Annotated in this window: 28 protein-coding genes; 11 read left to right on the top strand and 17 right to left on the bottom strand. The window is 67.4% G+C overall.

Annotation, left to right across the window (positions count from 1 at the left end):
* Nucleotides 1-342: 342 nt before the first annotated feature.
* From OOT46_RS13710 to OOT46_RS13695, 4 genes are all read right to left on the bottom strand, one after another.
* Nucleotides 343-1248, bottom strand: a complete 906-nt coding sequence (locus OOT46_RS13710) for a transglutaminase-like domain-containing protein (protein ID WP_265404172.1) — start codon at nucleotides 1246-1248, stop codon at nucleotides 343-345.
* A 99-nt stretch (nucleotides 1249-1347) separates the two neighbouring features.
* Entirely contained in the window at nucleotides 1348-2061 is a 714-nt protein-coding gene (locus tag OOT46_RS13705; RefSeq protein ID WP_265404171.1) for a Crp/Fnr family transcriptional regulator, read from the bottom strand.
* A gap of 182 nt (nucleotides 2062-2243) precedes the next feature.
* On the bottom strand, nucleotides 2244-2588 hold the full coding sequence (locus tag OOT46_RS13700; RefSeq protein ID WP_265404170.1) for a hypothetical protein: 345 nt from the start codon (nucleotides 2586-2588) through the stop codon (nucleotides 2244-2246).
* 153 nt (nucleotides 2589-2741) lie between these two features.
* Nucleotides 2742-3023, bottom strand: coding sequence for a glycine zipper domain-containing protein (locus OOT46_RS13695; protein WP_265404169.1), 282 nt, complete (start codon nucleotides 3021-3023; stop codon nucleotides 2742-2744).
* A 257-nt stretch (nucleotides 3024-3280) separates the two neighbouring features.
* Here OOT46_RS13695 and OOT46_RS13690 point away from each other — a divergent pair, with 257 nt between their 5' ends.
* The 5 genes from OOT46_RS13690 (at nucleotide 3281) to OOT46_RS13670 (ending at nucleotide 7238) form a co-directional block, all read left to right on the top strand.
* Complete coding sequence (locus tag OOT46_RS13690) at nucleotides 3281-3964, top strand: Crp/Fnr family transcriptional regulator (protein ID WP_265404168.1); 684 nt, start codon at nucleotides 3281-3283, stop codon at nucleotides 3962-3964.
* 204 nt (nucleotides 3965-4168) lie between these two features.
* Nucleotides 4169-4522 (top strand): hypothetical protein, encoded by a 354-nt coding sequence (locus tag OOT46_RS13685; RefSeq protein WP_265404167.1) that lies wholly within the window; start codon nucleotides 4169-4171, stop codon nucleotides 4520-4522.
* Nucleotides 4523-4632: 110 nt separating this feature from the next.
* Nucleotides 4633-5118, top strand: coding sequence for a hypothetical protein (locus OOT46_RS13680; protein ID WP_265404166.1), 486 nt, complete (start codon nucleotides 4633-4635; stop codon nucleotides 5116-5118).
* 308 nt (nucleotides 5119-5426) lie between these two features.
* Nucleotides 5427-6422, top strand: coding sequence for a glucokinase (locus OOT46_RS13675; RefSeq protein WP_265404165.1), 996 nt, complete (start codon nucleotides 5427-5429; stop codon nucleotides 6420-6422).
* 81 nt (nucleotides 6423-6503) lie between these two features.
* Complete coding sequence (locus tag OOT46_RS13670) at nucleotides 6504-7238, top strand: TerC family protein (protein ID WP_265404164.1); 735 nt, start codon at nucleotides 6504-6506, stop codon at nucleotides 7236-7238.
* Here the strand turns inward: OOT46_RS13670 and mnmA are convergent.
* Together mnmA and OOT46_RS13660 are read right to left on the bottom strand one after the other, a co-directional pair.
* A complete protein-coding gene (mnmA, locus tag OOT46_RS13665) occupies nucleotides 7219-8313 on the bottom strand; it encodes a tRNA 2-thiouridine(34) synthase MnmA (RefSeq protein ID WP_265404163.1) in 1095 nt (364 codons plus the stop codon). The genes OOT46_RS13670 and mnmA overlap by 20 nt on opposite strands.
* On the bottom strand, nucleotides 8310-8804 hold the full coding sequence (locus OOT46_RS13660; RefSeq protein WP_265404162.1) for an NUDIX hydrolase: 495 nt from the start codon (nucleotides 8802-8804) through the stop codon (nucleotides 8310-8312). The genes mnmA and OOT46_RS13660 overlap by 4 nt, the downstream gene beginning before the upstream one ends.
* Nucleotides 8805-8999: 195 nt before the next feature.
* Between OOT46_RS13660 and OOT46_RS13655 the strand changes: the two genes are divergently transcribed.
* From OOT46_RS13655 to OOT46_RS13640, 4 genes are read left to right on the top strand one after another with little or no spacing between them, the layout of a single operon-like run.
* Entirely contained in the window at nucleotides 9000-10115 is a 1116-nt protein-coding gene (locus OOT46_RS13655; RefSeq protein WP_265404161.1) for a Re/Si-specific NAD(P)(+) transhydrogenase subunit alpha, read from the top strand.
* Nucleotides 10112-10474 (top strand): aspartate 1-decarboxylase, encoded by a 363-nt coding sequence (panD, locus tag OOT46_RS13650; RefSeq protein ID WP_265404160.1) that lies wholly within the window; start codon nucleotides 10112-10114, stop codon nucleotides 10472-10474. The genes OOT46_RS13655 and panD overlap by 4 nt, the downstream gene beginning before the upstream one ends.
* 59 nt (nucleotides 10475-10533) lie before the next feature.
* A complete protein-coding gene (locus tag OOT46_RS13645; protein ID WP_265404159.1) occupies nucleotides 10534-10851 on the top strand; it encodes an NAD(P) transhydrogenase subunit alpha in 318 nt (105 codons plus the stop codon).
* A 13-nt stretch (nucleotides 10852-10864) separates the two neighbouring features.
* Complete coding sequence (locus tag OOT46_RS13640) at nucleotides 10865-12286, top strand: NAD(P)(+) transhydrogenase (Re/Si-specific) subunit beta (RefSeq protein ID WP_265404158.1); 1422 nt, start codon at nucleotides 10865-10867, stop codon at nucleotides 12284-12286.
* Nucleotides 12287-12318: 32 nt separating this feature from the next.
* On the opposite strand, the gene OOT46_RS13635 is transcribed toward OOT46_RS13640, so the two are convergent.
* Both OOT46_RS13635 and OOT46_RS13630 read right to left on the bottom strand, forming a co-directional pair.
* Entirely contained in the window at nucleotides 12319-13116 is a 798-nt protein-coding gene (locus OOT46_RS13635; protein ID WP_265404157.1) for a hypothetical protein, read from the bottom strand.
* A 183-nt stretch (nucleotides 13117-13299) separates the two neighbouring features.
* Nucleotides 13300-13719, bottom strand: coding sequence for a hypothetical protein (locus tag OOT46_RS13630; protein ID WP_265404156.1), 420 nt, complete (start codon nucleotides 13717-13719; stop codon nucleotides 13300-13302).
* A gap of 484 nt (nucleotides 13720-14203) precedes the next feature.
* Here OOT46_RS13630 and OOT46_RS13625 point away from each other — a divergent pair, with 484 nt between their 5' ends.
* Nucleotides 14204-15874 (top strand): long-chain-fatty-acid--CoA ligase, encoded by a 1671-nt coding sequence (locus tag OOT46_RS13625; protein ID WP_265404155.1) that lies wholly within the window; start codon nucleotides 14204-14206, stop codon nucleotides 15872-15874.
* Nucleotides 15875-15954: 80 nt separating this feature from the next.
* On the top strand, nucleotides 15955-16701 hold the full coding sequence (locus OOT46_RS13620; protein WP_265404154.1) for a 5'-methylthioadenosine/adenosylhomocysteine nucleosidase: 747 nt from the start codon (nucleotides 15955-15957) through the stop codon (nucleotides 16699-16701).
* Nucleotides 16702-16823: 122 nt separating this feature from the next.
* Here OOT46_RS13620 and OOT46_RS13615 read toward each other — a convergent pair whose 3' ends face one another.
* The 9 genes from OOT46_RS13615 to argS form a co-directional block, all read right to left on the bottom strand.
* Nucleotides 16824-17120, bottom strand: a complete 297-nt coding sequence (locus OOT46_RS13615; RefSeq protein WP_265404153.1) for a type II toxin-antitoxin system RelE/ParE family toxin — start codon at nucleotides 17118-17120, stop codon at nucleotides 16824-16826.
* 13 nt (nucleotides 17121-17133) lie between these two features.
* Complete coding sequence (locus OOT46_RS13610; protein ID WP_265404152.1) at nucleotides 17134-17418, bottom strand: ribbon-helix-helix protein, CopG family; 285 nt, start codon at nucleotides 17416-17418, stop codon at nucleotides 17134-17136.
* A gap of 187 nt (nucleotides 17419-17605) precedes the next feature.
* Complete coding sequence (locus OOT46_RS13605; protein ID WP_265404151.1) at nucleotides 17606-18844, bottom strand: THUMP domain-containing class I SAM-dependent RNA methyltransferase; 1239 nt, start codon at nucleotides 18842-18844, stop codon at nucleotides 17606-17608.
* A complete protein-coding gene (locus OOT46_RS13600) occupies nucleotides 18841-20361 on the bottom strand; it encodes an RNA polymerase factor sigma-54 (protein WP_265404150.1) in 1521 nt (506 codons plus the stop codon). Before OOT46_RS13600 ends, OOT46_RS13605 begins: the two co-directional genes overlap by 4 nt.
* 2 nt (nucleotides 20362-20363) lie before the next feature.
* Nucleotides 20364-21146 carry an LPS export ABC transporter ATP-binding protein gene (gene lptB, locus OOT46_RS13595; protein WP_265404149.1) on the bottom strand — a complete coding sequence of 261 codons (783 nt, stop codon included), beginning with the start codon at nucleotides 21144-21146 and terminating at the stop codon, nucleotides 20364-20366.
* Nucleotides 21143-21799 carry a lipopolysaccharide transport periplasmic protein LptA gene (gene lptA, locus OOT46_RS13590; RefSeq protein WP_265404148.1) on the bottom strand — a complete coding sequence of 219 codons (657 nt, stop codon included), beginning with the start codon at nucleotides 21797-21799 and terminating at the stop codon, nucleotides 21143-21145. Before lptA ends, lptB begins: the two co-directional genes overlap by 4 nt.
* Nucleotides 21800-22003: 204 nt before the next feature.
* Nucleotides 22004-22654 (bottom strand): thiol:disulfide interchange protein DsbA/DsbL, encoded by a 651-nt coding sequence (locus OOT46_RS13585; protein WP_322114255.1) that lies wholly within the window; start codon nucleotides 22652-22654, stop codon nucleotides 22004-22006.
* Between the two features lie 78 nt (nucleotides 22655-22732).
* Nucleotides 22733-23392 (bottom strand): SPOR domain-containing protein, encoded by a 660-nt coding sequence (locus tag OOT46_RS13580; RefSeq protein ID WP_265404147.1) that lies wholly within the window; start codon nucleotides 23390-23392, stop codon nucleotides 22733-22735.
* Nucleotides 23393-23472: 80 nt separating this feature from the next.
* Nucleotides 23473-25158 carry an arginine--tRNA ligase gene (argS, locus tag OOT46_RS13575; RefSeq protein WP_265404146.1) on the bottom strand — a complete coding sequence of 562 codons (1686 nt, stop codon included), beginning with the start codon at nucleotides 25156-25158 and terminating at the stop codon, nucleotides 23473-23475.
* Nucleotides 25159-25204 lie beyond the last annotated feature (46 nt).

Raw genomic sequence — 25204 nt, 5'->3', positions numbered from 1 at the left:
TATAAGACGCCGACGCGGCTCCGTTGCTCTGACAAACGACCTCGTGCTCACACGGGAGATCCGAGGGCGGCCGGCACGGGGCGCCGCGTCGTCCGACGCCCTCTCAGTGGTCGTGCTGGAACGGGCGACGGCCCAATGGCGATTCGCGGCGATCCATCTGACCGGTACCGCACATACATTCGGGACCCCACCAGCCACCATGCAGCCATGCAGCAGGATCACGCAATATTGAGAGTGTTGGCAAGGTTGGACGGCTGGCTGGCCTTCGCGTGCACGACTCAGTCGCCGAAGAACGGTGCGGTTGGGCATGCCTGCTTGTTGGTAAGGCAGGAGGCGGGACCGTCAGGTCCGGCCAAGTGCCTGGACTTGCGCGTCGTACGGCATGCCGCTGTCCGTGGACAGTGCCTGCAGGCAGTGATGCGGGAGGCTGACGCCAGCCTCCCGGTCCTCCAAGGCCACGGTTCGTATGACGGGAGCATAGGACACCACAGAGCCGAACATGGTCGCGAAAGCCACATCGGCCGCGTCCCGGCCAGTTCCGAAGCGGACGAAGCCCATCGGAACCGCGGTGCCGGACGGGTCGAAGATGTACCAGCGATTGCCGAGGAAAACCTCGACGTATGCATGGAAGTCCGGTGGCCCGAGCGCGATGTCGGCGCCATAGTCCGTGCCTGTGGCAAAGCGCGCGGGTATGTTGACCGCCCGACACAGCGCGATCATCAGGTGAGCGAAATCGCGGCATACCCCGACCTGCTCGATCAGCGTGTCGACGGCGGAGGTGTTGGAGTTGGAGGTGTTTGATGTGAAGGTCACTCGACGCCGGACCCACTCCTCGATCGCCTGTACCCTGGAATGCCCCTGCCACAGTTGGCCGAACTCGTTCATCGCGAGCCTGAGCAGCCGGTCCGATTCGCAATAGCGACTCGGATAGATATAGTTCAGGGCTTCGAGCGGAAGGCTGTGGATCGGTACCTCGGACAGCTCGCCCGGTTCTGATCGGTGGTGGAGCAATTCCACCGTTGCCGCGTAGAGAATCCTCAGTTCGCCCGGCCCGCCCCTCAGGCGCATATACCTGTTGCCGGTATTCGGGTCCGTTTGCACTTGGGGTGAGACAGGCTGGCTCAGAAGCAAGCGCTCCAAGGAGACCTTTTGACAGTGCGTGTGTGCGGGATGGATGTTGAAGACGAAGTCGGCGCCCTGCTCACCGATGTCATATGTCAGCTCGACTTCGAGTTCGATACGAACCATAGGGGTGTCCTATCAAGTTGAAAATGAACGGGTTCGGTGATCTTCGTTGCGACCGGTTGCCCTGAATGGGCAATATCGTCTCTTGTGAAGCGAGCCGCGCTACCGAGCCGTCCCCGGGGGGAGGAGGCGCTCGTACTCCTTCTTTACCACTGCATAGCACTCGCAGGTCCGCAGTTCCAGACCGGCCCTGTCGCTCACGGTGATGTGACCCCGCCGGTATCGGATCAGACCGGCTTTGCGCAGGTTCGCGGCGGCCTCGGACACGCCTTCGCGGCGCACCCCCAGCATGCCGGCGATGAGTTCCTGCGTGAGGACGAGCTCGTTGCTTTGCACCCGGTCCAGCGTGAGCAGCAACCAACGGCACAACTGCTGGTCCAGCGAGTGGTGCCGGTTGCATACGGAGGTCTGCGTCATCTGGGTGATGAGCGCTTGGGTGTAGCGCAGCAGCAGGTGAAGCACAGGGCTGGAACTGCTGAACTCCTGCTTCAGAAACGTGGCGGGCACACGAAACGCTTGGCCGGCGTTTCGCACGACGGCTCGGCTCGGGGTAGAACCTCCCCCCATGAAAAGAGAGATGCCGACGAGTCCTTCGTTGCCGACCACAGCTATCTCCGACGACGCACCGTCCTCGAAACCGTAGAGCAGCGACACGATCGAAGTCGTCGGAAAGAAGACCTGCGTCAACGCCACGCCGGACTCGTAGAGCACTTCACCCAAGGTCAGCTGCACGGGCTCCAACGCTTTTTGCCAACGTTCCCACTCGGCAAGCGGCAGCGCCGCGAGCAAGTGGTTATCCTTCGGATTCGGCTGCATGACGACGGCGCACTCCCACCGCTCTCTCCGCCGGACGCCGTTGCGGCGCCCGTGGGAACTCGTGTGAACGAGTATAGGAGCGCCGTCTTGCGACGGACGTGCCGAGCGGGAACGGCCCGGGATGCACTGTGGTCAAGCGGCGGCGGCGGGCTTTGCGTCTCGCCTCCCTTCGCTGTGTGCCGTCATGCGCCGCCCTTGCGATTGAACCGGCGCAGCAGTTCCGCACGGTTCAGCGCATCCTCCAGGCGCAAGAAGCGCTGTTGGCTATGCTGGTAAGCACCGTTGAGAAAATCCACGTCCATCACGCTCATCAGTTGCAGTTGAAGCGGGCTCGGCTCGTTTGCGGCAGGGGCGGCGGTTGCACGCTGCGTAAGGTCTGAGAGCCGGCCGGGGGCGCTGCTCGGCCCTCGCCTGTCGCACGAACCCCCGTCGTACGGGCCGAGAGATCCACCTTCAGAGATGAACCTGTCCTCGGCATCGACCATCGACGGCCGGACCGTGGGTTTGCGTTCTCGAGTGTTCTTCATCATGTTCTCCTTTCGACAGCAGCACGGCAGGCGGGCGGCTGGACCGACCCTGTCCTTCGCCACGATCGCTGCCCCGTGCGGCATGACCGGGACGCTCCCGGGACAACGCCGCAACGATGTCGGTTGGGAGGTCTTCGAACCCGGTCAGCGGCGTCAGCCGCGCGAGACCAGGAGGCCGAGAGCGAGGCCGATCACCGCCGACGCAGCCAGTGCTCCCCATGGATAGACATGTACATAGCTGTCGACGTTTTGTGCCGCGGTTCTTGCACCGGAGGCGACGGACTTCTCCCAGCGGCGCAGCGGCGAGCCTGCTGGGGAGTGCAAACCCGGACTGCCAGCGTCAAGGGAGGCGTCTGCGCTCGATGGATCGAGATCCGTCGCGGTGTTGGGAAATTCAAGGTCGCGGGTTTGGGGCGGCCGGATCGAGTCGTTCATGTTCTCTCCAGTAGGGTATGAAAACGACTTTGCAGGCTGCAAGAGCAGCCGGTGTCGTTGCATGCCTGCATCTTCCGCGCCTGCATGTCGCCTGTCTGTTCGCTACCGCACATCCCCGTCGGGTACCGCGCGACGGGAGTGGCCCACCGCACCGACGCCGTCAGCGCTTGCGCACAGGATGAATCCGCCTCGGGCGTGTCTCCTACGCGCCGCCGCTGAAACCCCTGCACAGCACGCGGGGGAAAGGACATGGATCAATGCTCCTGAACGACACGAATGCCCTGATCGAGCAGTTGCCTCGAGATGAACACCGCCGGCTGCTCGCTGCCGCGCAGCGGGTGTCGTTGAACTTCGGCGACATTCTCGAGCGGGCGGGTGACCGGTACGAGCGCGTGCTGTTCCCGACCGGGGCGGTCATCTCCCTGGCCGCTTCCGCGATCGGTCGGCAGGACCTCGAACTGGACATGGTGGGCAACCGCGGGATGCACGGAGCCACGGTGATCCTCGGCCTCGATGCGGCTCCTCTCGACGCCCGCGTGCGGCGCGGTGGAACGGCGTGGCAGTTGCCGACGGCGGCATTGCGCGAGGCCTTGCGGTTCAGCCCTGCCTTGCTTGAGCAATTGCGTCTTCAGTTGCGCGCTTGTTTCGCCCACCATGCACGAGCCGTCGGCTGTGCGCACTTTCATCGCATTGAACATCGCCTTGCGACGCTCCTGCTGCGAACCTCCGACTGTGCAGGGGGCGACACGATCGTCCTCACGCACGAGTGGTTGTCGCGCATCCTCGGCGCCCGGCGCGTGAGCATCACGCAGGCTGCGAGCTCGCTGCAGGCATGCGGTTCCATCACCTACCACCGTGGTTCGATCGCCGTGCTGAGCCGGCGCATCCTGCTCGGGCGAGCCTGCAGTTGCTATCGGGCAGGACTTGGTGTAGCTGGGTGAAGCTAGCCATTCCGGCTTTCGTCTCAGCGCCGTACGACCGGACGCTGCAGGCCGAGACGACTTCCAAAGTGCGGCACCGTACAGACGCCTGCTCCAGCGGAAGCGAAGCTTCATGAACACGGCTTCACAGACAACGAACGCAGTGAGCACTGCGTCCGGCTGGGCGACCGCTCTTTCCCGTCAACCTACACATGAAGGACTGCCATGAACATTCCCATAGAAACCAAGCCGGCCCTCTGGGGCGCCGTGATCGGTGCCATTGCGGTGGCGATCCTCGGATTCACCTGGGGCGGCTGGACCACGAGCGGCCAGGCCGACTCCATGGCCGCGATGCGGGCCGACGACGCGGTGGTTGCCGCGTTGGCGCCCGTGTGCGTCGAAAGATTCGAGCACACGGGGGACGTTGCGGTCAATGCAGCGGCCCTGAAGAAGATCGATGCCTGGTCACAAGGAGAATTTGTCGAGAAAGGGGGCTGGGCAGCGGTGCCCGGCAACAACTCGGCCGAGCGCGTCTCCGCGATCGCCAAGGCCTGCGCGGTCCTGCTCGCAAGCGCCTGAGGTCGGCCCGCGGCGCCTCGGAGCGGCTCGCCGCGACACGTCGCTTCCAGCCTTCGGGGAAGTGGGGCGGGCAGGGAGTTTTTTGACCGCCGCTGGTAGCAACCAGGAGTATGAACATGGTTCCCGCTTCAATCTCTATCGACACGGGCCCTTCCGAGAGGCGGTCCTCCGTTTCACTCAGCGAACGCGAGTTCGAGGGACAGGCAAGGCCGGACGCTGGTCTGGCCGGTGCAGGAATGCGGGCCGAGCAGCCGACCCGTTTGATGTCGCTGCTGGGCATCTCCTTCGACGGTCGGGTGTACCGCTACAAGAGCTTCCGCTACGACCGTTTCGAGGATGCGGTGGGGTACGCACAGATCGTGGCTGCGCGCGGAGCGGAGGAGGACGACGAGGAGCAAGGCGAAGCCTCGCAGGCTCGGGAGGCGGACCCCATGCTCCCACCGACTGCCGAAGACCTCGAGCTCATGAACGCCCTTTCGATCTCCTTCGACCGAGGCATCTTTCACTACGAGGGGTTCCGCTACGAACGCCTCCGCGACGCGGTGAACTACGCGCACCTGGTGCGTGCCAGGGCCTCGCGTGTCACGCGCGTGTAATGTCGCAAATACGACAGGCAAAGCGAAAGCCGCCCCCACTGCACTGCCAGCGTCGCTCCGCGCTCCCCTCGAACAGGCCTAGATGTAACCGTTCTGCCGCCCGCGTCGCTGCCTGCCGCACTCATGCCCCCGGTCGCCGACTTGCGGGCATTTTTCATGGGTGTCGCTTCGCCACGGCGCTGTCGCGGGCACGAAGGCTGCCTGTTCGCCATGCCGGCACCCGAAGCCGCTTGCGGGGCCGGCGCACGAGATGGCCGGCCCGACGGGCCGGCCCTTAGGCGGCGACAACAGCCGAGGTGCCGAAGCTCATGGACGGGCCACGCTATCCGCAACTGGTGGGCGACATCGGTGGCACGAACGCCCGTTTCGCCTGGATCGAGTCTCCCGGCGCGGCCCCATCCGACGTGCGAGCCTACGCGGCCGCCGAGTACCCCAGCCTGATCGAGGCGATGCGCCACTATCTGCGCGAGGCCGGCAAGCCGGTGCCGCCCTGGTGCGCCATCGGCATCGCGAACCCCGTGACCGGCGACCACGTCAAGATGACCAACCACGACTGGTCCTTCTCGATCTCGGCTCTGCGGCGCGAGCTGGGCCTGGAGCGTTTCCTGGTGCTCAACGACTTCACCGCACTGGCGCTGGCGCTGCCGGGTCTCGGGCCCCAGGACCTGCGACAGCTTGGCGGCGCCCCGCCGGTGCCGCAGGCGCCGCTGGGCTTGGTCGGCCCCGGCACCGGGCTGGGCGTGTCCGGTCTGCTGCCGGCTGCACCCGGCCGTCCTCCCATCCCGCTCACCGGCGAAGGCGGCCACGTGACCCTGGCGCCGGCCGACGACCACGAGGCCCGCATCGTCGACCAGTTGCGCCAACGCTTCGGCCACGCCTCCGCCGAGCGGGCCGTGTCGGGCCCTGGGCTGGTCAATCTCTACCAGGCCGTCTGCACGCTCCAGGAGGTGGCACCCCGGCCGCTGGATGCCGCCGACATCAGCCTGGCCGCCGTGCGGGGCGACGATGCGCAGTGCGTCGAGGCGCTGGAGCTGATGTGCTCCTTCCTCGGCAACGTGGCCGGAAACCTGGCGCTGACTGTGGGCGCGCGCGGCGGGGTCTACATCGGCGGCGGCATCGTGCCGAAGCTGGGTGACTGGTTCGAGCGCTCCAAGTTCCGCTCGCGCTTCGAGGACAAGGGGCGCTTCCGCTCCTACCTGCAACCCGTGCCGGTGTTTGTCGTGCACGCTCGCCATCCGGCCCTCAGCGGCGCGGCCTATGCACTGCAAGTGCTGCCACCCGGATCCGATCCGGGCGATGACTGAAGGTCATGCCCCGCCGGCCGGGGTCGGCTCACTGCTTGCTTTGCAAGAGGACGCAACCCTCAGCCTGCGGAGCCCGACTCGATGGATGTTTTGCTCGACCCTCAGAACTGGGTGGCGCTCGCCACCCTGGCAGCACTCGAAATCGTGCTGGGCATCGACAACGTCATCTTCATCTCCATCCTCGCCTCCCGCCTGCCGGCCGAGCAACGCGACCGGGCCCGCAGGATAGGACTGGGCGCGGCCATGCTGTCGCGTCTGGTGCTGCTGTTCTCGCTCGCCTGGGTGATCGGGCTGACCCAGCCCTTGTTCACCGCGCTGGGTCAGGAGATCTCGGGCCGCGACCTGGTCCTGCTGGCCGGCGGCCTGTTCCTGATGGCCAAGTCGACCGGCGAGATCCACGGCACGCTGGAGGGCGAAGGGGAGGAGGCGGCGGACAGCGCGCCCCGCAAGCCCCCGTCCTTCGCCGGTGTGATCGTGCAGATCATGCTGCTCGACATTGTTTTCTCGCTGGACTCGGTGATCACGGCGGTGGGCATGGTCGACGAGGTCGCCATCATGGCCACCGCGGTGGTGCTGGCCACGGTGGTGATGGTGAGCTTTTCGGGACCCGTCAGCGGTTTCGTCAGCCGCCATCCGACCGTCAAGATGCTGGCCCTGAGCTTCCTGATCCTGATCGGCGTGGCGCTGGTCGCCGAGGGGCTGGGCCTGCACATCCCCAAGGGGTATATCTACTTCGCGATGGCCTTCTCGGTCGGCGTCGAGATGCTCAACCTGTCGCTGTTCCGCCGGCGCGCCCTCAGGTCGAAGCCGCGATGACGCCGCCGCCCAGGCAGACCTCACCGTCGTAGAGCACCGCCGATTGCCCGGGAGTGACCGCCCACTGGGCCTCCTCGAAAGCCAGCGCGATGCCGGCTTCGTCCGGCTCCAGCCGGCAGGCTGCGTCGGCCTGGCGGTAGCGTGTCTTGGCGGCCATCGCGCCGGGTTGCGGCATGCGGCCCGAGACCCAGCTGCAGTCGTCGGCCTGCAGGGTCTGCGACAACAGCCAGGGATGGTCGTGGCCCTGCACCACCCACAAGGCGTTGGCGGCGATGTCCTTGCGCGCGACGAACCACGGTTCGTGATCGCCGCCGCCGCGCGGCGCGCCCTTGTCCTTCAGGCCGCCGATGCCGATGCCCTTGCGCTGCCCGAGTGTGTAGAAGCTCAGCCCGACGTGCTCGCCGATCACCCGGCCGCGGTCGTCCTTGATCGGTCCCGGCTGGTTCGACAGATAGCGGTTGAGGAACTCGCGGAAGGGCCGCTCACCGATGAAGCAGATGCCGGTCGAGTCCTTCTTTTTCGCATTCGGCAGCCCGATCTCGGCGGCGATGCGGCGCACCTCGGTCTTGTGCAGCTCGCCGACCGGGAACAGCGTCTTGGACAGCTGGGCCTGGTTGAGCCGGTGCAGAAAGTAGCTCTGGTCCTTGGCCGGGTCCAGGCCCTTGAGCAGCTGGAAGCCGTCTTCGACTTCGCGCACCCGGGCGTAGTGACCGGTGGCGATCTTCTCCGCGCCCAGGCGCATCGCGTGGTCGAGGAAGGCCTTGAACTTGATCTCGGCGTTGCAGAGGATGTCGGGGTTGGGCGTGCGGCCGGCCTGGTACTCGCGCAGGAACTCGGCGAACACCCGGTCCTTGTACTCGGCGGCGAAGTTGACATGCTCGATATCGATGCCCAGCACGTCGGCGACCGAGGCGGCGTCGAGCCAGTCCTGGCGCGACGAGCAGTACTCGCTGTCGTCGTCGTCCTCCCAGTTTTTCATGAAGATGCCGACCACCTCGTGGCCCTGCTGCTTCAGCAGGTAGGCGGACACCGCCGAATCGACGCCGCCGCTGAGGCCCACCACCACCCGTGTCATGCTGTCTTGATCTCCGGCGCGAAGACGGTCGGATCAGTGCTCACCACGTCGAGCGGATAGCTGCGCCCCGCGAGGTAATCCTCGATGCAGCGCAGCACCAGCGGGCTGCGGTGGCGGTCCACCGAGGCGCGGATTTCTTCCGGCGTCATCCACAAGGTGCGCACAATGCCCTGGTCCAGCACCCAGCCCGGCGCGGGGTCGCTGACCGTGCCGGCGAAGGCGAAGCGCACGTAGGTGACGTCTTCGTGGGTCGAGGGGCGATGGAAGCGCGACAGGTAGACGCCGAGCAGGTGAGTGGGCGTGAAGATACAGCCGGTTTCTTCGAGCGCCTCGCGCACCACCCCCTGCTGCGGCGACTCGCCCGGGTCGAGATGACCTGCGGGATTGTTTAGTTTCAGGCCTTCGGAGGTGTGTTCCTCGACCAGTAGAAAACTTCCGTCACGTTCTATGACGGCGGCAACGGTGACACTGGGCTTCCAACGTTCTTCCATGGCCGGCAGTTTATCGCCGCACCGCAACAAGGACTGGCCGAAGGGCTTGGACAGCGTGCGTGTGTCACTGTTGCGATAGCTGTCAAGACGCTGAAAGATGAAACTGAGTTACCGCGTGGACTCCGTAAGGTTGTGTAAGCTGCGCAGCGGTTCACATCTCATCCGAATTTCAGAACCTATCCCGAGGAGGGCTTCATGCTGATAGGCGTACCGCTCGAGACCGTGGCGGGGGAAACCCGCGTCGCTGTCACGCCCGAGACGGCGAAAAAACTCAAGGCGCAGGGCCACACCGTGCGGGTGCAGTCGGGCGCCGGCCTGGCCGCTTCCGCGCCGGACGAGGCCTATGTCGCAGTCGGTGCCGACATCACCGACCAGGCCGGGGCCTATGCCTGCGACCTGGTGCTCAAGGTGCGCGCGCCGCAGACCGGCGAGCTGTCGCTGGCGCGCCCCGGCAGCGTGCTGGTCGGCATGCTCAACCCCTTCGACGCGGAAGGCCTGCAACGCCTCGCGGCAGCCGGCCTCACCAGCTTCGCGCTGGAAGCCGCGCCTCGCACCACGCGGGCGCAGAGCATGGACGTGCTGAGTTCGCAGGCCAACATCGCCGGCTACAAGGCCGTGATGATCGCGGCCGACCGCTACCAGCGCTTTTTCCCGATGCTCATGACGGCGGCCGGCACGGTGAAGGCCGCGCGGGTCGTGATCCTCGGCGTCGGCGTGGCCGGCCTGCAGGCCATCGCCACCGCCAAGCGCCTGGGTGCCGTGATCGAGGCCTCGGACGTGCGGCCCTCGGTGAAGGAACAGGTCGAGTCGCTGGGTGCCAAGTTCATCGACGTGCCCTACGAGACCCAGGAAGAGAAAGAGGCGGCCGAGGGCGTCGGCGGTTATGCCAAGCCGATGCCGCCGAGTTGGCTGGAGCGCCAGAAGGTCGAGGTCGCCAAGCGCGTCGCGCAGGCCGACATCGTGATCACCACCGCGCTGATCCCCGGCCGGCCCGCTCCGGTGCTGGTGACCGAGGAGATGGTGCGCAGCATGAAGCCGGGCTCGGTCATCGTCGACCTGGCTGCTCCGCAGGGCGGCAACTGCCCGCTGACCGAGCCGGGCAAGACCGTCCTCAAGCACGGCGTGACCCTGGTCGGCGAGACCAATCTGCCCGCGCTGGTGGCGGCCGACGCCTCGGCGCTCTATGCCCGCAACGTGCTCGACTTCCTCAAGCTCATCGTGACCAAGGAAGGCGCGCTCGAGATCAACCTCGAAGACGACATCGTGGCCGCGTGCCGCATGACCCACAACGGCCAGGTAACCCGCAAATGAACCGATACATGCTGCGCGCGAAGCTGCACCGCGCCACCGTCACCGAGGCCGACCTTCACTACGAAGGCTCCTGCGGCATCGACGAGAACCTGATGGACGCCGCCGACATGCGCGAGTTCGAGAAGATCGAGCTCTACAACATCAACAACGGCGAACGCTTCTCGACCTACATCATCAAGGCGCCACGCGGCTCGGGAGCGATCTCGCTGAACGGCGCCGCGGCCCGCAAGGCGCATGTCGGCGACCTCCTGATCATCTGCACCTATGCGCCGATGACGGAGGACGAGGCACGCGACCACAAACCCAAGGTGGTGCTGCTCGACGAGCGCAACGGCATCAAGGAAATCCGCAAGTTCTGAGCCGCCCCGGCCGGCGCCCCTCGGCCCGGCCCGCATTCCAACCTCCCGGGAGAGACGACATGAGTGAAGTCAGTCCGCTCATCATCAACCTGATCATCTTCGTGCTGGCCATCTATGTGGGCTACCACGTGGTATGGACCGTCACGCCCGCGCTGCACACGCCCCTGATGGCGGTGACCAACGCGATCTCGGCCATCGTCATCGTCGGCGCCATGTTGGCGGCGGCCCTGACCGAGACCGGCCTCGGCAAGACCATGGGCACGCTGGCGGTGGCGCTGGCGGCGGTCAACGTCTTCGGCGGCTTCCTCGTGACGCGCCGCATGCTGGAGATGTTCCGCAAGAAGGACAAGAAACAAGCTGCCGCGGGAGGCCACTGAAATGGGACTCAGCATGAACGTCGTGACGCTGCTCTATCTGCTGGCGTCGGTGTGTTTCATCCAGGCGCTCAAGGGCCTGTCGCACCCCACCACCTCGATCCGCGGCAACCTGTTCGGCATGACCGGCATGGCGATCGCGGTGCTGACCACCGCGGCGCTGATCATCAAGCTCGCCGGCGACCGCCCCTCCACCGGGCTCACCTGGGTGCTCGGCGGGCTGGTGCTCGGCGGCGGCCTGGGTGCGCTGATGGCCAAGCGGGTCGAGATGACCAAGATGCCCGAGCTGGTGGCCTTCATGCACAGCATGATCGGCCTGGCAGCGGTGTTCATCGCGATCGCCGCGGTGGCCGAGCCCTGGGCCTTCCAGATCGTCCCGAAGGGGGAGCCCATCCCGGCCGGCAACCGGGTTGAGCTGTTCCTCGGCGCCGCCATCGGCGCGATCACCTTCAGCGGTTCGGTGATCGCTTTCGGCAAGCTCAGCGGCAAGTACAAGTTCCGCTTGTTCCAGGGCGCGCCGGTGGTCTTTGCCGGCCAGCACCTGCTCAACCTCGTGCTGGCGCTGGCCACCGTGGGGCTGGGCGGCGTGTTCACCTACAACGGCGATTGGAACGCCTTCTTCGCGATGCTGGCCCTGAGCTTCGTGCTGGGCGTGCTGATCATCATCCCGATCGGCGGCGCCGACATGCCGGTGGTGGTGTCCATGCTCAACAGCTACTCGGGCTGGGCGGCGGCGGGCATCGGTTTCTCGCTGAACAACAGCATGCTGATCATCGCCGGCTCGCTGGTGGGCTCCTCGGGCGCCATCCTGAGCTACATCATGTGCAAGGCGATGAACCGCTCCTTCTTCAACGTGATCCTGGGCGGTTTCGGCGGCGACGCCACGGCCGCCACTGGTGGCGCCCAGCAGCAGCGCAACGTGAAGAGCGGCAGCGCCGACGACGCGGCCTTCATCCTCGGCAATGCCGAGACGGTGGTCATCGTGCCGGGCTACGGTCTGGCGGTGGCCCGCGCGCAACACGCCGTGAAGGAGCTGGCCGAGAAGCTGACCCACAAGGGCGTGACCGTGAAGTACGCGATCCACCCGGTGGCCGGACGCATGCCGGGGCACATGAACGTGCTGCTGGCCGAGGCCGAGGTGCCCTACGACCAGGTGTTCGAGATGGAGGACATCAACGGCGAGTTCGGCCAGGCCGACGTCGCGATCATCCTCGGCGCCAACGACGTGGTGAACCCCGCGGCCCAGGTCAAGGGCAGCCCGATCTACGGCATGCCCATCCTGGAGGCCTACAAGGCCAAGACCGTCATCGTCAACAAGCGCTCGATGGCCGCCGGCTACGCCGGCCTCGACAACGAGCTGTTCTACATGGACAAGACGATGATGGTGTTCGGCGACGCGAAGAAGGTCGTCGAAGACATGGTGAAGGCGGTCGAGTAGGACGGCTGGGCAGGACCGCCCGGCGCCGGCCCTCAGCCCGCGTCGCCGGTCGGCACTTCCAGTTCCAGGACCGGCAGCTGCGGCCGCCTCAGGCGGCGCATCAGGCGGTCCCAGCGGCCCGGCCTTCGCGCCTTGTCGTAGAAGGGCGGGTGCGCGCGCAGCTCGTGCTGGCCGGGGGCCGGCCGCCGCCGCCCCGGCGCGAGGTGCAGCAGCCCCACCCCGGCCGGCAGGTGCAGCTGCGACAGCCGCTCCAGCTGCTCCTCGTGCGCCGGTCCCAGCGCGGCTTCCAGCAGCACCCCGACGCTGCTCACCACGCCCGGTGCCACCAGCAGGCAGAGCCAGCAGCGCTCGACCTCGGCATGGCTCTCGCAGTAGGCGTAGACCGCGCGCGCGAAGCCGTCCACCCGGGGCGGCGGCAGGTTCTGCGGCGCATCGTGGGCGCCCGAGGCCAGCAGCAGCAGGGTGCGCAGGTTGCACAACTGCGGGTAGGGAACGATGGCGATGTGCTCGCCGTCGCTGAGCACCGCATCGAACTTCTGCTGCTGGGTCCACGACAGCAGGATGGCGCCGCTGCACGCGATCACCGGCCCGCCGGCGAAGCCCGGGTCGCCGAGGTGGGCGCCTTCCTCGACATAGGCGGTGAGTCCGAGCCGGGTGCCGCCGTCGTAGGACATGAAGCTCAGCCGCGTGCGGGGTTTGCCATTGACCGGTTCGCTGTGCTGGCCCGTGATCCAGAGCGGGTGCCCGGCCAGCGTGCGCGCGAAGCGCAGCTCCTCGTCATGCGTCCTGTCGTCCTGCGCGGCGGCCAGCAACAATGGGTGCGATGACATGGCGGTCCTCCCTGGCGGCACCGGTGCGGCGGGTTCTTTTGGGAACGAGCCGGCGATGATGTCGTCCGCCCGCCGGAGCGGCAACCCCTCAACACGGCGGGTGCGGGCCCGCCCAGAAAAAAGGGCAGCCGGAGGCTGCCCTGAAGAGAGAGATGCAATAGAAGCGGAGGTCGGAACCTGTGCTCAGCGCATGGGCGCGGGCTCGGTGTTCGGTGTGATCGGGCCTTCGGTGCCGGGGGCCGGCGTTGTGGGCTCGATCATCGGCGCGGCAGGCGGCGCCTGTTCGTACGGCGTCGCGGGGGCCGCCGGCTGCTGCCAGCTGCCGGCCGGCTGCTCGGCGGGCGTGCCATAGGTCGGGGCCGGGGTGGCCGGCGCGGCACTCACCATGTCTTCGGGGCGAGCGCTGCTGCCGTCGGCGCCGAAGGTCGAACGGGCCAAGGGCGAGTTCGGCTCGACGGAACCGCTGCTGGACCCCGGCCCGGTCGAGGAGATCGTTTCGCCGTTCGGGCCCAGCGCGTCGACCGCGCTCTGGGCACCGGCCAGGCCGGCAGCGGCTGTCATCCACACCGCAAGGGTGGCGCTCAACATCGTTCGCTTTTTCATTCGTTCACTCCTTTGTCTGGTCCTGAAGCGGAGCCGGGGCCCGACAAGCCTTGTTGCCTGCGCCGGCCCGGCCGGTTTCGCCTTGGTGACACCGCCGCGAAGGGCGCCGGTGCAGGATGCAAGGCCGCTTGCAGGCATCTTGCGCGGAGCCGGGGGCGGCGTACTTTTCCTCGTGCGACAAGTGCAACGCTGCTCGTGTAGGTGAGCGCCGGACAGGTGTCGGACGGCTGGGAGATCACCCCCTCGCCGGCCTCAAAACCGCCCAGGAGTGGGCGGTCCTTTTGTAGGCGCGCAGCAGATTCGCTTTGCCAGGTCAGTAACGCCTTGTGGCACTTCCACCGAGTCGAATTCGGGTGGCAGTCCCGAAAGGAAGTCAAAAAAGTGCGAAAAAAGCCCATTCAGCACGACAATGCGCTACTCGAAACACCTGATGGCCGTCGTGTCAGCTATGCGTCAGAATCGAACGTCTTAGCGGAGTAACTGAATGAACAAGGTTTGGCTGGAGCACTACCCTGAGGGTGTTCCCCACGAGATCGATCCCGACCAGTACAGCTCGCTGGTCGGTTTGCTGGAGGAGAGCTTCCAGAAGCACCGGGACTTGCCGGCCTACAAGTTCATGGGCAAGACCGTGACCTTCGGTCAGGTGGACGACCTGTCGCGTGCCTTTGCGGCCTACCTGCAGTCCAGCGGACTGGCCAAGGGCGACCGGGTCGCGATCATGATGCCCAACGTGCCGCAGTACCCGATCGCGGTGGCCGGCATCCTGCGCGCCGGCATGGTGGTGGTCAACGTCAACCCCCTCTACACGCCGCGCGAACTGGAGCACCAGCTGAAGGATTCGGGCGCGAAGGCCATCGTGCTGATCGAGAACTTTGCGAAGACGCTGCAGGAGTGCCAGGCGAACACGCCGACGCGCCAGGTGGTGCTGGCCTCGATGGGGGACCTGCTGGGCTTCCCGAAGGGCCTGATCGTCAACTACGTGGTGCGCAACGTGAAGAAGATGGTGCCGGCCTATCAACTGAACGGCACCGTGCGTTTCAAGGACGCGATCGCGGCCGGGCGCCGCGCACCGTTCAAGAAGCCCGAGATCAAGCGCGACGACATCGCGGTGCTGCAGTACACCGGCGGCACCACTGGCGTGAGCAAGGGGGCGGTGCTGCTGCATCGCAACGTGATCGCCAACGTGCTGCAGTCCGAGGCCTGGAACGCCCCGGCGATGAAAAAGGTGGCTGCGGGCGAGCAGGTCGTGACCATCTGCGCGCTGCCGCTGTATCACATCTTCGCATTCACCGTGAACATGATGCTCAGCATGCGCATCGGCGGCTGCAACGTGCTGATCCCCAATCCGCGCGACCTGCCGTCGGTGTTCAAGGAGCTGTCGCAGCAGAAGTTCCACAGCTTCCCGGCCGTCAACACCTTGTTCAACGCGATGGCCCACCATCCCGACTTCAACACGGTGGACTGGAGCAGCCTGTCGCTGAGCGTCGGCGGCGGCATGGCGGTGCAGCAGGCCACCGCCAAGCTGTGGCTGGAGAAGACCGGCTGCTCGATCTGCGAGGGCTACGGCCTGAGCGAGACCTCGCCGTCGCTGAGCTGCAACCCGACCGACAGCAAGGCCTACACCGGCACCATCGGCTTGCCCCTGCCGTCCACCGAGCTGCGCCTGCTGGACGACGACGGGCGTGACGTGCCGCCCGGCACGCCGGGCGAGATCTGCGCCCGCGGCCCGCAGGTGATGGCCGGCTATTGGCAGCGCCCCGACGAGACCGCCAAGGTGATGACGGCCGACGGATTTTTCCGCACCGGCGACATCGGCACCGTGGACGAGCGCGGCTTCTTCCGTATCGTGGACCGCAAGAAGGACATGATCCTGGTGTCGGGCTTCAACGTCTATCCGAACGAGGTCGAGGACGTCGTGGCTCGCATGGAAGGGGTGCTGGAATGTGCGGCCGTCGGTGTGCCGGACGAGAAGTCGGGCGAGGCGGTCAAGCTCGTGATCGTGCGCAGCAACGCAGCGCTCTCGGAGTCCGAGGTGCGCGCCTATTGCGAGCAGAACCTGACCGGCTACAAGCGGCCCCGCAGCATCGAGTTCCGCACTGAGCTGCCCAAGAGCCCGGTCGGTAAGATCCTGCGACGCGAGCTGCGCAACAAATAAGCAGGCGTGGGTCCTCTGTCCCGCTTCGCGGCCCGGTGGCAACATCGGGCCGTTTTCGTTTCCGCTGAAAGGACCCTGTCATGTCCCGCATCGCCATCATGGCTGCCATGCAGGAAGAGCTGCGCGCGCTGCTCGCCCTGATGCCAGACGAACACAAGCAGGTGCTGGGCGGCCGCGAGTTCTGGCTGGGTCACTTGCACGGGCATGAGGTGGTGCTGGTGCTCTCGCGCATCGGCAAGGTCGCCGCAGCCACCACCGCCAGCTTGCTGGCGGCCCGCTTCGAACCCTCGGAGCTGCTGTTCGTCGGCGTGGCCGGCGGCCTGGGCCCGGCCGTGAAGGTGGGCGATGTCGTGGTGGCCGAGGACCTGCTCCAGCACGACCTCGACGCCTCGCCGCTGTTTCCGCGCCACGAGGTGCCGCTCTACGGCCGCTCGCGTTTCGTTTCGGATGCCGGCATGAACCGGCGGCTGGCCGCTGCCGTGCAGGCGGTGCTGGCCGAGGCGCCGCGGCATCTCGGTGCCAGCGCAGTGGCGGAGTTCGGCCTGGGGGCGCCGACCCTGCACCGCGGCCTGATCGTCAGCGGCGACCGCTTTGTCGCCAGCGGCGCGGAAAGCGCGGCCTTGCGCGCCGAACTGCCCGACGCGCTGGCGGTGGAGATGGAGGGCGCGGCGGTGGCCCAGGTCTGCCACGACTTGAGCCTGCCCTGCGCGGTGATGCGCACCGTGTCGGACCGCGCCGATGACAGCGCGCATGTGGACTTCAACGCCTTCATCCGCGAGGTCGCCAGCGCCTACAGTGCGGCGGTGGTGGCGGCCTATCTCGGCTAGCGTGCGGTCACAACCGACAGCCTCGCCACAAAGATGAGCGCGGAACCTGACCCCTTCATCGAACGGACAGAGACAAGCCGGCTTCGCCGTCTTGCGAGCGGACGTGGCGGCCCCTGAGGCGATCAATCGCGCTTGTAGCCTGACTCGCGCTGGCTGCGAACCGCCAACACGAAGACAGTGTCGACCGCGGAGACAAAGCGGTATAAGGCCACATAGCCGCGTGACCCGCTTCCAATGACCAGTTCCCGCTTCGAGCCTCTGACAGGTCGGCCAATCAGGGGACTGTGACTTAGGATCTGCAGCGCATCGAGAATCTCGCCGATGCGTTGTGGCGCATCGGCGGTGCGGGACGCGCTCATGTGGTCGAAGAAGCGATCGAAATCGTCGAACACCTCGGGCACCAGCTCGATGCGCGCCATCGGGTGGTGTCCGTTAGCGCACGAGCTTGCGAGCAGCTGGCCGCCGGGGCCGCTCGCCGCGGGCGCGCGCTTCCAAGTACGCCTTGGCGTCCTCCCAGCCCACCGACTCGCCGGTGCTCATCAGCCTCGCCCAGCGCTCATCCGCACGCTGGTGGAAGTCGTTGTCGAGCTCCGCCTGCTCCACGGTTTGTGCAATCGCATCGAGGATGAATGCGTGCGCGGTCTTGCCAGCCCGCTCCGCGGCAGCAGCCACTCGTTCCTTCAACTCGTCGTCCAGGCGGATGGTCGTCGTGCTCATGGGTACCTCGGCTCAGGCACGATAGTAGCACTTTTGTGCCACATCGTCGCGCTCAGAGTCCAAACCGTGATTCTGGTGCCCGGCGCGGCTGTCCAGTTCCTGCACCAACGAAAACGCGCCTCCGAGACCCCGGTGTTCGAGTGGACTCGTCCGGCCGCGGGCCCGTACCGTCCTAGGAGCGCCGCTCCTAAGCGCTGTCCGCCGGCGCCGCGTCGTCCCGCATGCGGCCCGCCACCAGGTCGAAGCGGAACAGCCGGCATTCGATCGGCCCGTTCCACATCGGCACACGCCGGCTTTCCTTCAGCCGCATCTTCGATGGCAGCTTCATGTCCGGGCTCAGGAGCCAGGCGGTCCAGCCGCTGAACTGGCGTTTCCAGTGGGCCGCCAGGCGCGGGAAAAAATCGTCCGGCGCGTCGGTGCCCTGGCGCTGCCGGCCGGCACTCCCGCGCGCCTCGATGCGCTCGCCGTAGGGCGGGTTGACCATCATCGTGCGCGCCAGGCCTTCGGGCAGGCGCGGCGCTGGACGCTCCAGCGCATCGCCGCCGTGGAACTCGATGGCCTGCGCGACCCCGGCCCGCTCGGCATTGCGGCGCGCGAAGTCGACCATGCGGAAGGCCACATCACTGGCGAACACCGGCACCGCCGGCGCATGCACCCGCGCCTGCGCCTGCTGCTTCATGGCCTGCCACTCGGCGCGCGCCTGCGGTCCGGCGAAAGGCGCCAGGGCCTCGAAGGCGAAACGCCGCTTGCTGCCGGGGGCGATGCCGCAGGCGATCTGGGCCGCCTCGATGGCGATGGTGCCCGACCCGCAGCAGGGGTCCAGCAGCGCGCCGCCCTGCTCGGGCGTGCCGCGCCAGCCGGCGGCCGCCAGCATCGCGGCGCCCAGCGTCTCCTTCAGCGGTGCCTCGCCCTTGTCCTCGCGCCAGCCGCGCTTGAACAGGGGCTCGCCCGAGGTGTCGGCGTAAACGGTGGCGTGGGTCTCGGTCAGGTGCAGCATCACGCGCAGCTGCGGGCGCTGGGTGTCGACGCTGGGGCGCTCGCCGCTTTCCTCGCGCATCACGTCACACACCGCATCCTTGATACGCAGCGCCGCGAAGTTGAGGCTGCGCAGCGGCGAACGCTGGGCCGTCACGTCGACCTTGAAGGTCTGGCGCGGCGTCAGCCACGCCTGCCACGGCACCTGCCGGGCCAGTGAATAAAGGTCTTCCTCCAGTCGGTAGGGGCCGTGCGCAACGCGCACCAGCACCCGTTGCGCCAGCCGGCTTTCGAGGTTGAGCGCCATCACTGCCCGGGCGTCGCCGCGCAGCGCGATGCCGCCGCGCTCGATGGTGCCCGCGGTGTCGGGCCCGAGGATGGTCATGGCCTCCTCGGCCAGCAGCTCCTCGACGCCGCCGGCGCAAGGCAGGAACAGGTCAAAAGGTTTCACAGGCTCTTGCGCAGGTTGGCCGGCGCGATCTTGAGCGCCTCGCGGTATTTGGCGACGGTGCGGCGCGCCACCTGGATGCCCTGCTCCTCCAGCATGTGGCTCAGCTGGCTGTCCGACAGCGGCTTGCGCGCGTCCTCGGCGGCCACCAACTGCTTGATCAGCGCGCGCACCGCGGTGCTGGAGGCGTTGCCGCCGGCCTCGGTGTTCAGCGAGGAGCCGAAAAAGTACTTCAGCTCGAAGGTGCCGAAGGGGGTGGCCATGTACTTGGCGGTGGTCACGCGCGAGATGGTGGATTCGTGCAGGCCCAGCTCGTCGGCGATCTCGCGCAGCACCAGCGGCTTCATCGCGATCTCGCCGTGGGTGAAGAAATTCTTCTGCCGCTCGACGATCGCCTGCGAGACACGCTGGATGGTCTCGAAGCGCTGCTGGATGTTTTTCATGAACCAGCGCGCCTCCTGCAGCCGCGCGCTCAGGGCCTGGCCGCTGTCGCCGGAGCGCTGCTGCTTGATGGCCTGGGCGTAGAGGTCGTTGATGCGCAGCTTGGGCATCACGTCGGGGTTCAGCACCACCTTCCAGTTGCGACCGGACTTCTGCACGATCACGTCGGGCACCACGATGTTGGCCTCGGCGCGCACGAAGGGCCGGCCAGGCTTGGGCTCCAGCGAGACGATCAGGCACTGGGCCTGCTTGATCAGCTCCTCGTCGGCGCCCGTGGCGGCCATCAGCTTCTTGATGTCGCGCCGGGCCAGCGCGTCGAGGCTGGTCTTGCAGATCATCAGCGCGATGATCTGCGCCTCGCTGCGCGGCATCGCGCGCAACTGCAGGCTCAGGCATTCGCACAGGTTGCGCGCGCCGACGCCGGTGGGCTCCATGTGCTGCAGCCAGCGCAGCGCGCACTGCAGGCGCTCGAGCAGCTCCTCGCGGGCCTCGGGATCGTCCTCGGGCACCAGCTCGGCGACGATGTCCTCCAGCGCATCGGCCAGGTAGCCGTCCTCGTCGAGCGACTCGATCAGCACCATCACGGCCGCCGCGTCGGTCGGGTCCAGCCGCATGCCGAGCAGCTGCTGGCGCAGGTGGTCCTGCAGGCTGATGCCGGGCGAGGCGCGGTCGATCGGGTCGAGGTCGTCGTCGTCGACCGCGCCGTTGCGGTTGCTGGGCGTCTCGCGGATGCCGTCGAAATCGTCCCGTTCGGTGCCGTTTTCCCAGTCTTCGCGCTCGGTCGCGCCGAACTCGACCGAGTCGACGCTGGCGGCGGCGTCGGGTGCCTCGCCGCTGTCGCTGTGCTCGGCGTCGGCCGTCTGGGTCTGTTCCCGTGTGATGGGACGTTCGAGGGCGGCGGCCGCCGCCGAATCGCCGGCGTAGTCGTCGTCGGGTTCCAGGAAGGGGTTCTGTTCCAGCATCTGCTCGACCTCCTGGTGAAGTTCGAGCGTGGACAGCTGCAGCAGCCGGATCGACTGCTGCAGCTGCGGCGTGAGCGCCAGATGCTGGGAGAGGCGGACTTGCAGCGACGGTTTCATCATCACATGCGGAAGTGCTCGCCGAGGTAGACCTTGCGGACGTCGGCGTTCTCGACGATCTCGCCAGGCGTGCCCTGGGCGAGCACGGCCCCCTCGCTGATGATGTAGGCGTGATCGCAGATGCCCAGCGTCTCACGCACGTTGTGGTCGGTGATCAGCACGCCGATGCCGCGTGCCTTCAGGAAGTTGATGATGCGCTGGATCTCGATTACCGCGATCGGGTCGACCCCCGCGAAGGGTTCGTCCAGCAGGATGAAGCGCGGCCGGCTGGCCAGCGCGCGGGCGATCTCGACACGGCGGCGTTCGCCGCCCGAGAGCGCCGGCGCCGGCGTGTGGCGCAGCTTCTCGATGCTGAGGTCGTGCAGCAGCGAGTTCAGGTACTGCTCGATCTGCGGTTTCTGCAGCGGCCGGCCCTTCTTGTCGTGCTGCAGCTCCAGCACGGCGCGGATGTTCTCCTCGACGGTGAGCTTGCGGAAGATCGAGGCTTCCTGGGGCAGGTAGCTCAAGCCCAGGCGCGAGCGCTCGTGGATGGGACGGCGCTCGACGTTGCGCCCGTCCAGCTTGATCTCGCCGCCGTCGGCGCGCACCAGGCCGACGATCATGTAGAAGCTGGTGGTCTTGCCGGCGCCGTTGGGGCCCAGCAGGCCCACCACCTCGCCGCTTTCGACTGCCAGGTGCACGTCCTTGACGACCTTGCGCGCGCCGTAGGTCTTCTGCAGCCCGTGCGCCTCGAGCCGGCTCTTGCGCGACTCGCGCGCGACCGCGGCCGGTGCGGCGCCGTTCACGGCGTGCTCCTGGCCGGGGGCTCGGACGGCGTCGCCGACGCGGCGGGCGCGGGCACGGAAGCCGCCGCCTCGCCCGGCGGCGGGTTGCGCGGCGACAGCACGCCGCGCACGCGGCCGCCCGGCGCGCCGGTGGCGGCCCCGTCGACGGTGAACACCTCGGCGCCGTTGTTGTAGGTGATGGTCTGCCCGGCCACCTCGTCGGCGAGGGTGTCGCCGCGGTAGCGCCGGATCTGGGCGTTACCGATCAGGCGCAGGGTATCGCTGCGGGTGTCGTATTCGATGCGCTCGGCCTCACCCTCGATGTATTCGTTGACCGCTTCGCGCTTCTGGCGGAAGAAGGCTGGCCGGCCCGAGCCCACGCCCACCGCCGACTGCTGGCCGTCGGGGGTCTGGCGGACCTCGACGCGGGCCGCGCGCATCACCATGGTGCCTTTGGTGATCACCACGTTGCCGGTCAGCACATTGGTCTGCTTGGCGTCGTCGTAGCGCAGGTTGTCGGCCGAGAAGTTGAGCGGCTTGTTGCGGTCGGCGCGCTCGGCCGCGGCCGGGCCCGCGACACAGGCTAGCGCCAGGGCCAGCAGCAGGGCAGGCAGCGCGTGTGCGTCGGTTCGGCGGGACCCGTCGAGCGGGCGGAAAGTCGGGGGGAGGAGCAAGTGGTACGGGCGCATTGAGAGGCATGAAACTTGCAGTAAAGGCCATTCTAGCCCACTGCCGCGAAGATGCCTCCCCACGACGTGCAGGTTTTGGACAGGAAGCCGCTTTTCGGGGCCGGCGACCGCGCCCCGGTGGGCCGGGGGCGGTTCAAGGCGGGCGGCCGGCGCGACGGCGCGGCCGGAGCGGCGCGCCGTCGTGCTTGCTCACTTTCGGCGCGACAGCGCGATCAGGTGGTCGGCCACCTGCAGTGAGCGTTCCAGGGAGCCGGCCACGCTGCCGGAGGTCCAGTAGCGACCGTTGATGCCGAGGGCCGGCACGCCGTCGATCCGGAAGCCGTCGGCCAGTTGTTTGGCCTGGCGGGTTTTGGTCTGCACGCCGAAGGAGTTGTAGGCCTCCAGGAACTTGGCACGGTCGACGCCGTTGGCCGCCATCCAGTCGGCGATCGCGTTGACCTCGTCCAGGCTCTTGCGCTCGACGTGGATCGCGTGGAAGACGCGCTTGTGCACCGGCTCCACCTGCCCGAGCGCCTCGAGCGCGTAGTAGATGCGCTGGTGCACGACAAACTCGTCGCGGAAGGCCACCGGCACACGACGGAAACGCACATCCGCCGGCAGCTTCTTGACCCAGGCTTCGAGCAGGGGCTCGAAGCGGTGGCAGTGCGGGCAGCCATACCAGAAGAACTCGACCACCTCGACGCCCTGCGGCGTGGAGGTCGGCTGTTGCTGGCGCAGCTCGACATAGTCCTTGCCCGCCTGGAAAGCCGCCTGCGCGACGGCGGTGCCGGCCAGCCAGGGCGCCACCGCCGCGCCACCGACCCACGCGGCCATGCCGCCAGTGAACTCACGACGCTTCATCCCGGATCCTTTCTCGTGTTGGAATGTGTAAGTGCCCCGATGGGAGTCGGGGCGCTTCACAAAGTTCATCCGCCCTACTCAGCGCTGCACGCGCACCAGGGCCGATTCGATGCCGCTGCTGGCCAGTTTTTCCTTCGCGCCGTCGGCTTCCGGCTGCGAGTCGTAGGGCCCCAGACGCACCCGGTAGACGGTGCGGCCGGTCTGCTCGCGCTCGGTGATCTTGGCGGCGAAGCCCAGCATCGCCAGCTTGGCGCGCTGCTGCTCGGCTTCCTCGACGCGGGCGTAAGCGCCGGCCTGCACGAAGTAGGCCGCGCTGTCCGAGGCCGAGGCCGAGGCTGGGGCCGGCCGCGTCTCGGGCGCCTGGCCGGAGAGGATCGCGGCCGGGTCGCGCGTCGAGCTCGGCGGCGCGGCGCTCGGACGCTGGCTGTCGGCGGCGCGGCTGTTGCTGCGCAGGCCCGGCGGCAGCGCCGCCGAGGCGGCCGGCACCGGCGCTTCGGCGGCGGCCGGCGCGCTGGCCTGCGGCCGCACCGGGTTGCGGCCCTGCAGCGGCGCATTGGGGTCCCAGTTGCGGTTGCGCTCGGCCTCCGCCGCGTCCTGTTCGGCCGTGCGCGAGGGCACCTTGTTGACGAAGGGGACCGGCACCTTGGTGACGTAGAGGGCCACACCCAGGGCCAGCGCCAGGCCGACCAGCAGGCCGACGATCAGGCCCAGGATGAAGCCGCCGCGTTGCTTTTTCATGTGAGTTCTGGCTTTTGCTGATATTTCGATCTTGGCACGCCGGGTGCCTCGGCAGGCGATTGTGTGGCAGCCGTGGCCGCTCACATCTTTTCCGGAGCGCTGACGCCCAACACCGTGAGGCCGTTGCGCAACACCTGCATGGTCGCCGTCAGCAGCGCCAGGCGGGCGCGGGTGAGTTCCGCGTCCTCGACCAGGAAACGCTGGGCCGCGTAATAGGTGTGGTACGCGCCAGCCAGCTCGCGCAGGTAGAAGGCCACGTCATGGGGCGCCAGGTCGGTGGCGGCCCGGGTCAGCATGTCGGGATACTCCGCCAGCTTGAGCATCAGCGCCGTTTCGCTGGGCGCGACCAGGTGGGCCAGGTCGGCGCTGTCCAGCGTCGAGAGGTCGCCCTGGTACTCGGCCACGTACTTCTGGCGCACCGAGCAGATGCGCGCATGCGCGTACTGCACGTAGTACACCGGGTTCTCGTCGTTCTGCTTGAGCGCCAGGTCGACGTCAAAGACGAACTCGGTGTCGGCCTTGCGGCTGATCAGGAAAAAGCGCACCGCATCGCGGCTGGTCCACTCGATGAGGTCGCGCAGGGTGACATAGGAGCCGGCGCGCTTGGAGATCTTGACCTCCTCGCCGCCCTTCATCACCGTGACCATCTTGTGCAGCACGTAGTCGGGGTAGCCCTCGGGGATGCCGACGCCGGCCGCCTGCAGGCCGGCGCGCACCCGCGCGATGGTGCCGTGATGGTCGCTGCCCTGCACGTTGATGACCTGGCTGAAGCCGCGCTCCCACTTGTTGATGTGGTAGGCGACATCGGGCAGGAAGTAGGTGTAGCTGCCGTCGGACTTGCGCATCACGCGGTCCTTGTCGTCGCCGTACTCGGTGGTGCGCAGCCACAGCGCGCCGTCCTGCTCGTAGGTCTTGCCGGCCGCGACCAGCTTCTGCACCGTCTGCTCCACCCGGCCGCTGCTGTAGAGGCTGGATTCGAGGAAATAGTTGTCGAACTTGACCCCGAAAGCCTGCAGGTCGAGGTCCTGCTCGTGGCGCAAGTAGGCCACCGCGAACTGGCGGATGCTGTCCAGGTCGTTGACCTCGCCCGAGGCGGTGAATTCACGGTCGTCGGCCTTCACTGTCTTGCGAGCCAGGAAGTCCGCGGCGATGTCGGCGATGTACTCGCCGTTGTAGGCTGCCTCCGGCCAGGCGGGGTCGCCGGGCTTGTGGCCCTGCAGGCGCAGCTGCGTCGAGTTCGCCAGGGTCGAGATCTGCACGCCCGCGTCGTTGTAGTAGAACTCACGCGTGACCTCGTGGCCCTGGGTCTCGAACAGATGGCAGATCGCGTCTCCGAGGGCCGCCTGGCGGCCATGGCCCACGTGCAGCGGCCCGGTCGGGTTGGCCGAGACGAACTCGACCATCACACGCCGGCCGGTCGGCGCGCGCAGCCCGAAGCGGTCGCCGGCGCTCAGCACCTCGGCCACCACCTGCTGCTTGGCGGCCAGCTTGAGGCGCAGGTTGATGAAGCCGGGACCGGCGATCTCCATGCTCTCGACCCAGCGCTGGAAGGCTTCACGCTGCTTCAGCGCGTCGATCAGCGCCTGGGCGAGCTCGCGCGGGTTTTTCTTCAGCGGCTTGGCCAGTTGCATCGCCGAGGTGCAGGCCAGGTCGCCGTGAGCGGCCTGCTTGGGCAGTTCGAAGGCGGCCACGGGGGTCTGGCCGGGGGCGAGCGCCGCCAGCTCGGCGGCGAGGGCTTCCAGGAGTTCGTGTTTGGCGCGGATCATCCGGCGATTCTACGTTTGGCCCCCGGCCCTGCCCGCGACGCTTGCA

Origin of the sequence: Aquabacterium sp. A7-Y, from assembly GCF_026153205.1 — a bacterium.
In the GTDB taxonomy this organism is placed as follows: domain Bacteria; phylum Pseudomonadota; class Gammaproteobacteria; order Burkholderiales; family Burkholderiaceae_C; genus Caldimonas.
Note: the sequence above shows the minus strand (reverse complement) of the source record. Positions and strands in the feature narration are given on the sequence as shown.

What these genes read in the sequence shown, in the direction of transcription:
- OOT46_RS13710 (WP_265404172.1), bottom strand. Translation starts at nt 1,248, where the DNA reads ATGGTTCGTATCGAACTCGAAGTCGAGCTGACATATGACATCGGTGAG.
- OOT46_RS13705 (WP_265404171.1), bottom strand. Translation starts at nt 2,061, where the DNA reads ATGCAGCCGAATCCGAAGGATAACCACTTGCTCGCGGCGCTGCCGCTT.
- OOT46_RS13700 (WP_265404170.1), bottom strand. Translation starts at nt 2,588, where the DNA reads ATGAAGAACACTCGAGAACGCAAACCCACGGTCCGGCCGTCGATGGTC.
- OOT46_RS13695 (WP_265404169.1), bottom strand. Translation starts at nt 3,023, where the DNA reads ATGAACGACTCGATCCGGCCGCCCCAAACCCGCGACCTTGAATTTCCC.
- OOT46_RS13690 (WP_265404168.1), top strand. Translation starts at nt 3,281, where the DNA reads ATGCTCCTGAACGACACGAATGCCCTGATCGAGCAGTTGCCTCGAGAT.
- OOT46_RS13685 (WP_265404167.1), top strand. Translation starts at nt 4,169, where the DNA reads ATGAACATTCCCATAGAAACCAAGCCGGCCCTCTGGGGCGCCGTGATC.
- OOT46_RS13680 (WP_265404166.1), top strand. Translation starts at nt 4,633, where the DNA reads ATGAACATGGTTCCCGCTTCAATCTCTATCGACACGGGCCCTTCCGAG.
- OOT46_RS13675 (WP_265404165.1), top strand. Translation starts at nt 5,427, where the DNA reads ATGGACGGGCCACGCTATCCGCAACTGGTGGGCGACATCGGTGGCACG.
- OOT46_RS13670 (WP_265404164.1), top strand. Translation starts at nt 6,504, where the DNA reads ATGGATGTTTTGCTCGACCCTCAGAACTGGGTGGCGCTCGCCACCCTG.
- mnmA (WP_265404163.1), bottom strand. Translation starts at nt 8,313, where the DNA reads ATGACACGGGTGGTGGTGGGCCTCAGCGGCGGCGTCGATTCGGCGGTG.
- OOT46_RS13660 (WP_265404162.1), bottom strand. Translation starts at nt 8,804, where the DNA reads ATGGAAGAACGTTGGAAGCCCAGTGTCACCGTTGCCGCCGTCATAGAA.
- OOT46_RS13655 (WP_265404161.1), top strand. Translation starts at nt 9,000, where the DNA reads ATGCTGATAGGCGTACCGCTCGAGACCGTGGCGGGGGAAACCCGCGTC.
- panD (WP_265404160.1), top strand. Translation starts at nt 10,112, where the DNA reads ATGAACCGATACATGCTGCGCGCGAAGCTGCACCGCGCCACCGTCACC.
- OOT46_RS13645 (WP_265404159.1), top strand. Translation starts at nt 10,534, where the DNA reads ATGAGTGAAGTCAGTCCGCTCATCATCAACCTGATCATCTTCGTGCTG.
- OOT46_RS13640 (WP_265404158.1), top strand. Translation starts at nt 10,865, where the DNA reads ATGAACGTCGTGACGCTGCTCTATCTGCTGGCGTCGGTGTGTTTCATC.
- OOT46_RS13635 (WP_265404157.1), bottom strand. Translation starts at nt 13,116, where the DNA reads ATGTCATCGCACCCATTGTTGCTGGCCGCCGCGCAGGACGACAGGACG.
- OOT46_RS13630 (WP_265404156.1), bottom strand. Translation starts at nt 13,719, where the DNA reads ATGAAAAAGCGAACGATGTTGAGCGCCACCCTTGCGGTGTGGATGACA.
- OOT46_RS13625 (WP_265404155.1), top strand. Translation starts at nt 14,204, where the DNA reads ATGAACAAGGTTTGGCTGGAGCACTACCCTGAGGGTGTTCCCCACGAG.
- OOT46_RS13620 (WP_265404154.1), top strand. Translation starts at nt 15,955, where the DNA reads ATGTCCCGCATCGCCATCATGGCTGCCATGCAGGAAGAGCTGCGCGCG.
- OOT46_RS13615 (WP_265404153.1), bottom strand. Translation starts at nt 17,120, where the DNA reads ATGGCGCGCATCGAGCTGGTGCCCGAGGTGTTCGACGATTTCGATCGC.
- OOT46_RS13610 (WP_265404152.1), bottom strand. Translation starts at nt 17,418, where the DNA reads ATGAGCACGACGACCATCCGCCTGGACGACGAGTTGAAGGAACGAGTG.
- OOT46_RS13600 (WP_265404150.1), bottom strand. Translation starts at nt 20,361, where the DNA reads ATGAAACCGTCGCTGCAAGTCCGCCTCTCCCAGCATCTGGCGCTCACG.
- OOT46_RS13585 (WP_322114255.1), bottom strand. Translation starts at nt 22,654, where the DNA reads ATGAAGCGTCGTGAGTTCACTGGCGGCATGGCCGCGTGGGTCGGTGGC.
- OOT46_RS13580 (WP_265404147.1), bottom strand. Translation starts at nt 23,392, where the DNA reads ATGAAAAAGCAACGCGGCGGCTTCATCCTGGGCCTGATCGTCGGCCTG.
- argS (WP_265404146.1), bottom strand. Translation starts at nt 25,158, where the DNA reads ATGATCCGCGCCAAACACGAACTCCTGGAAGCCCTCGCCGCCGAGCTG.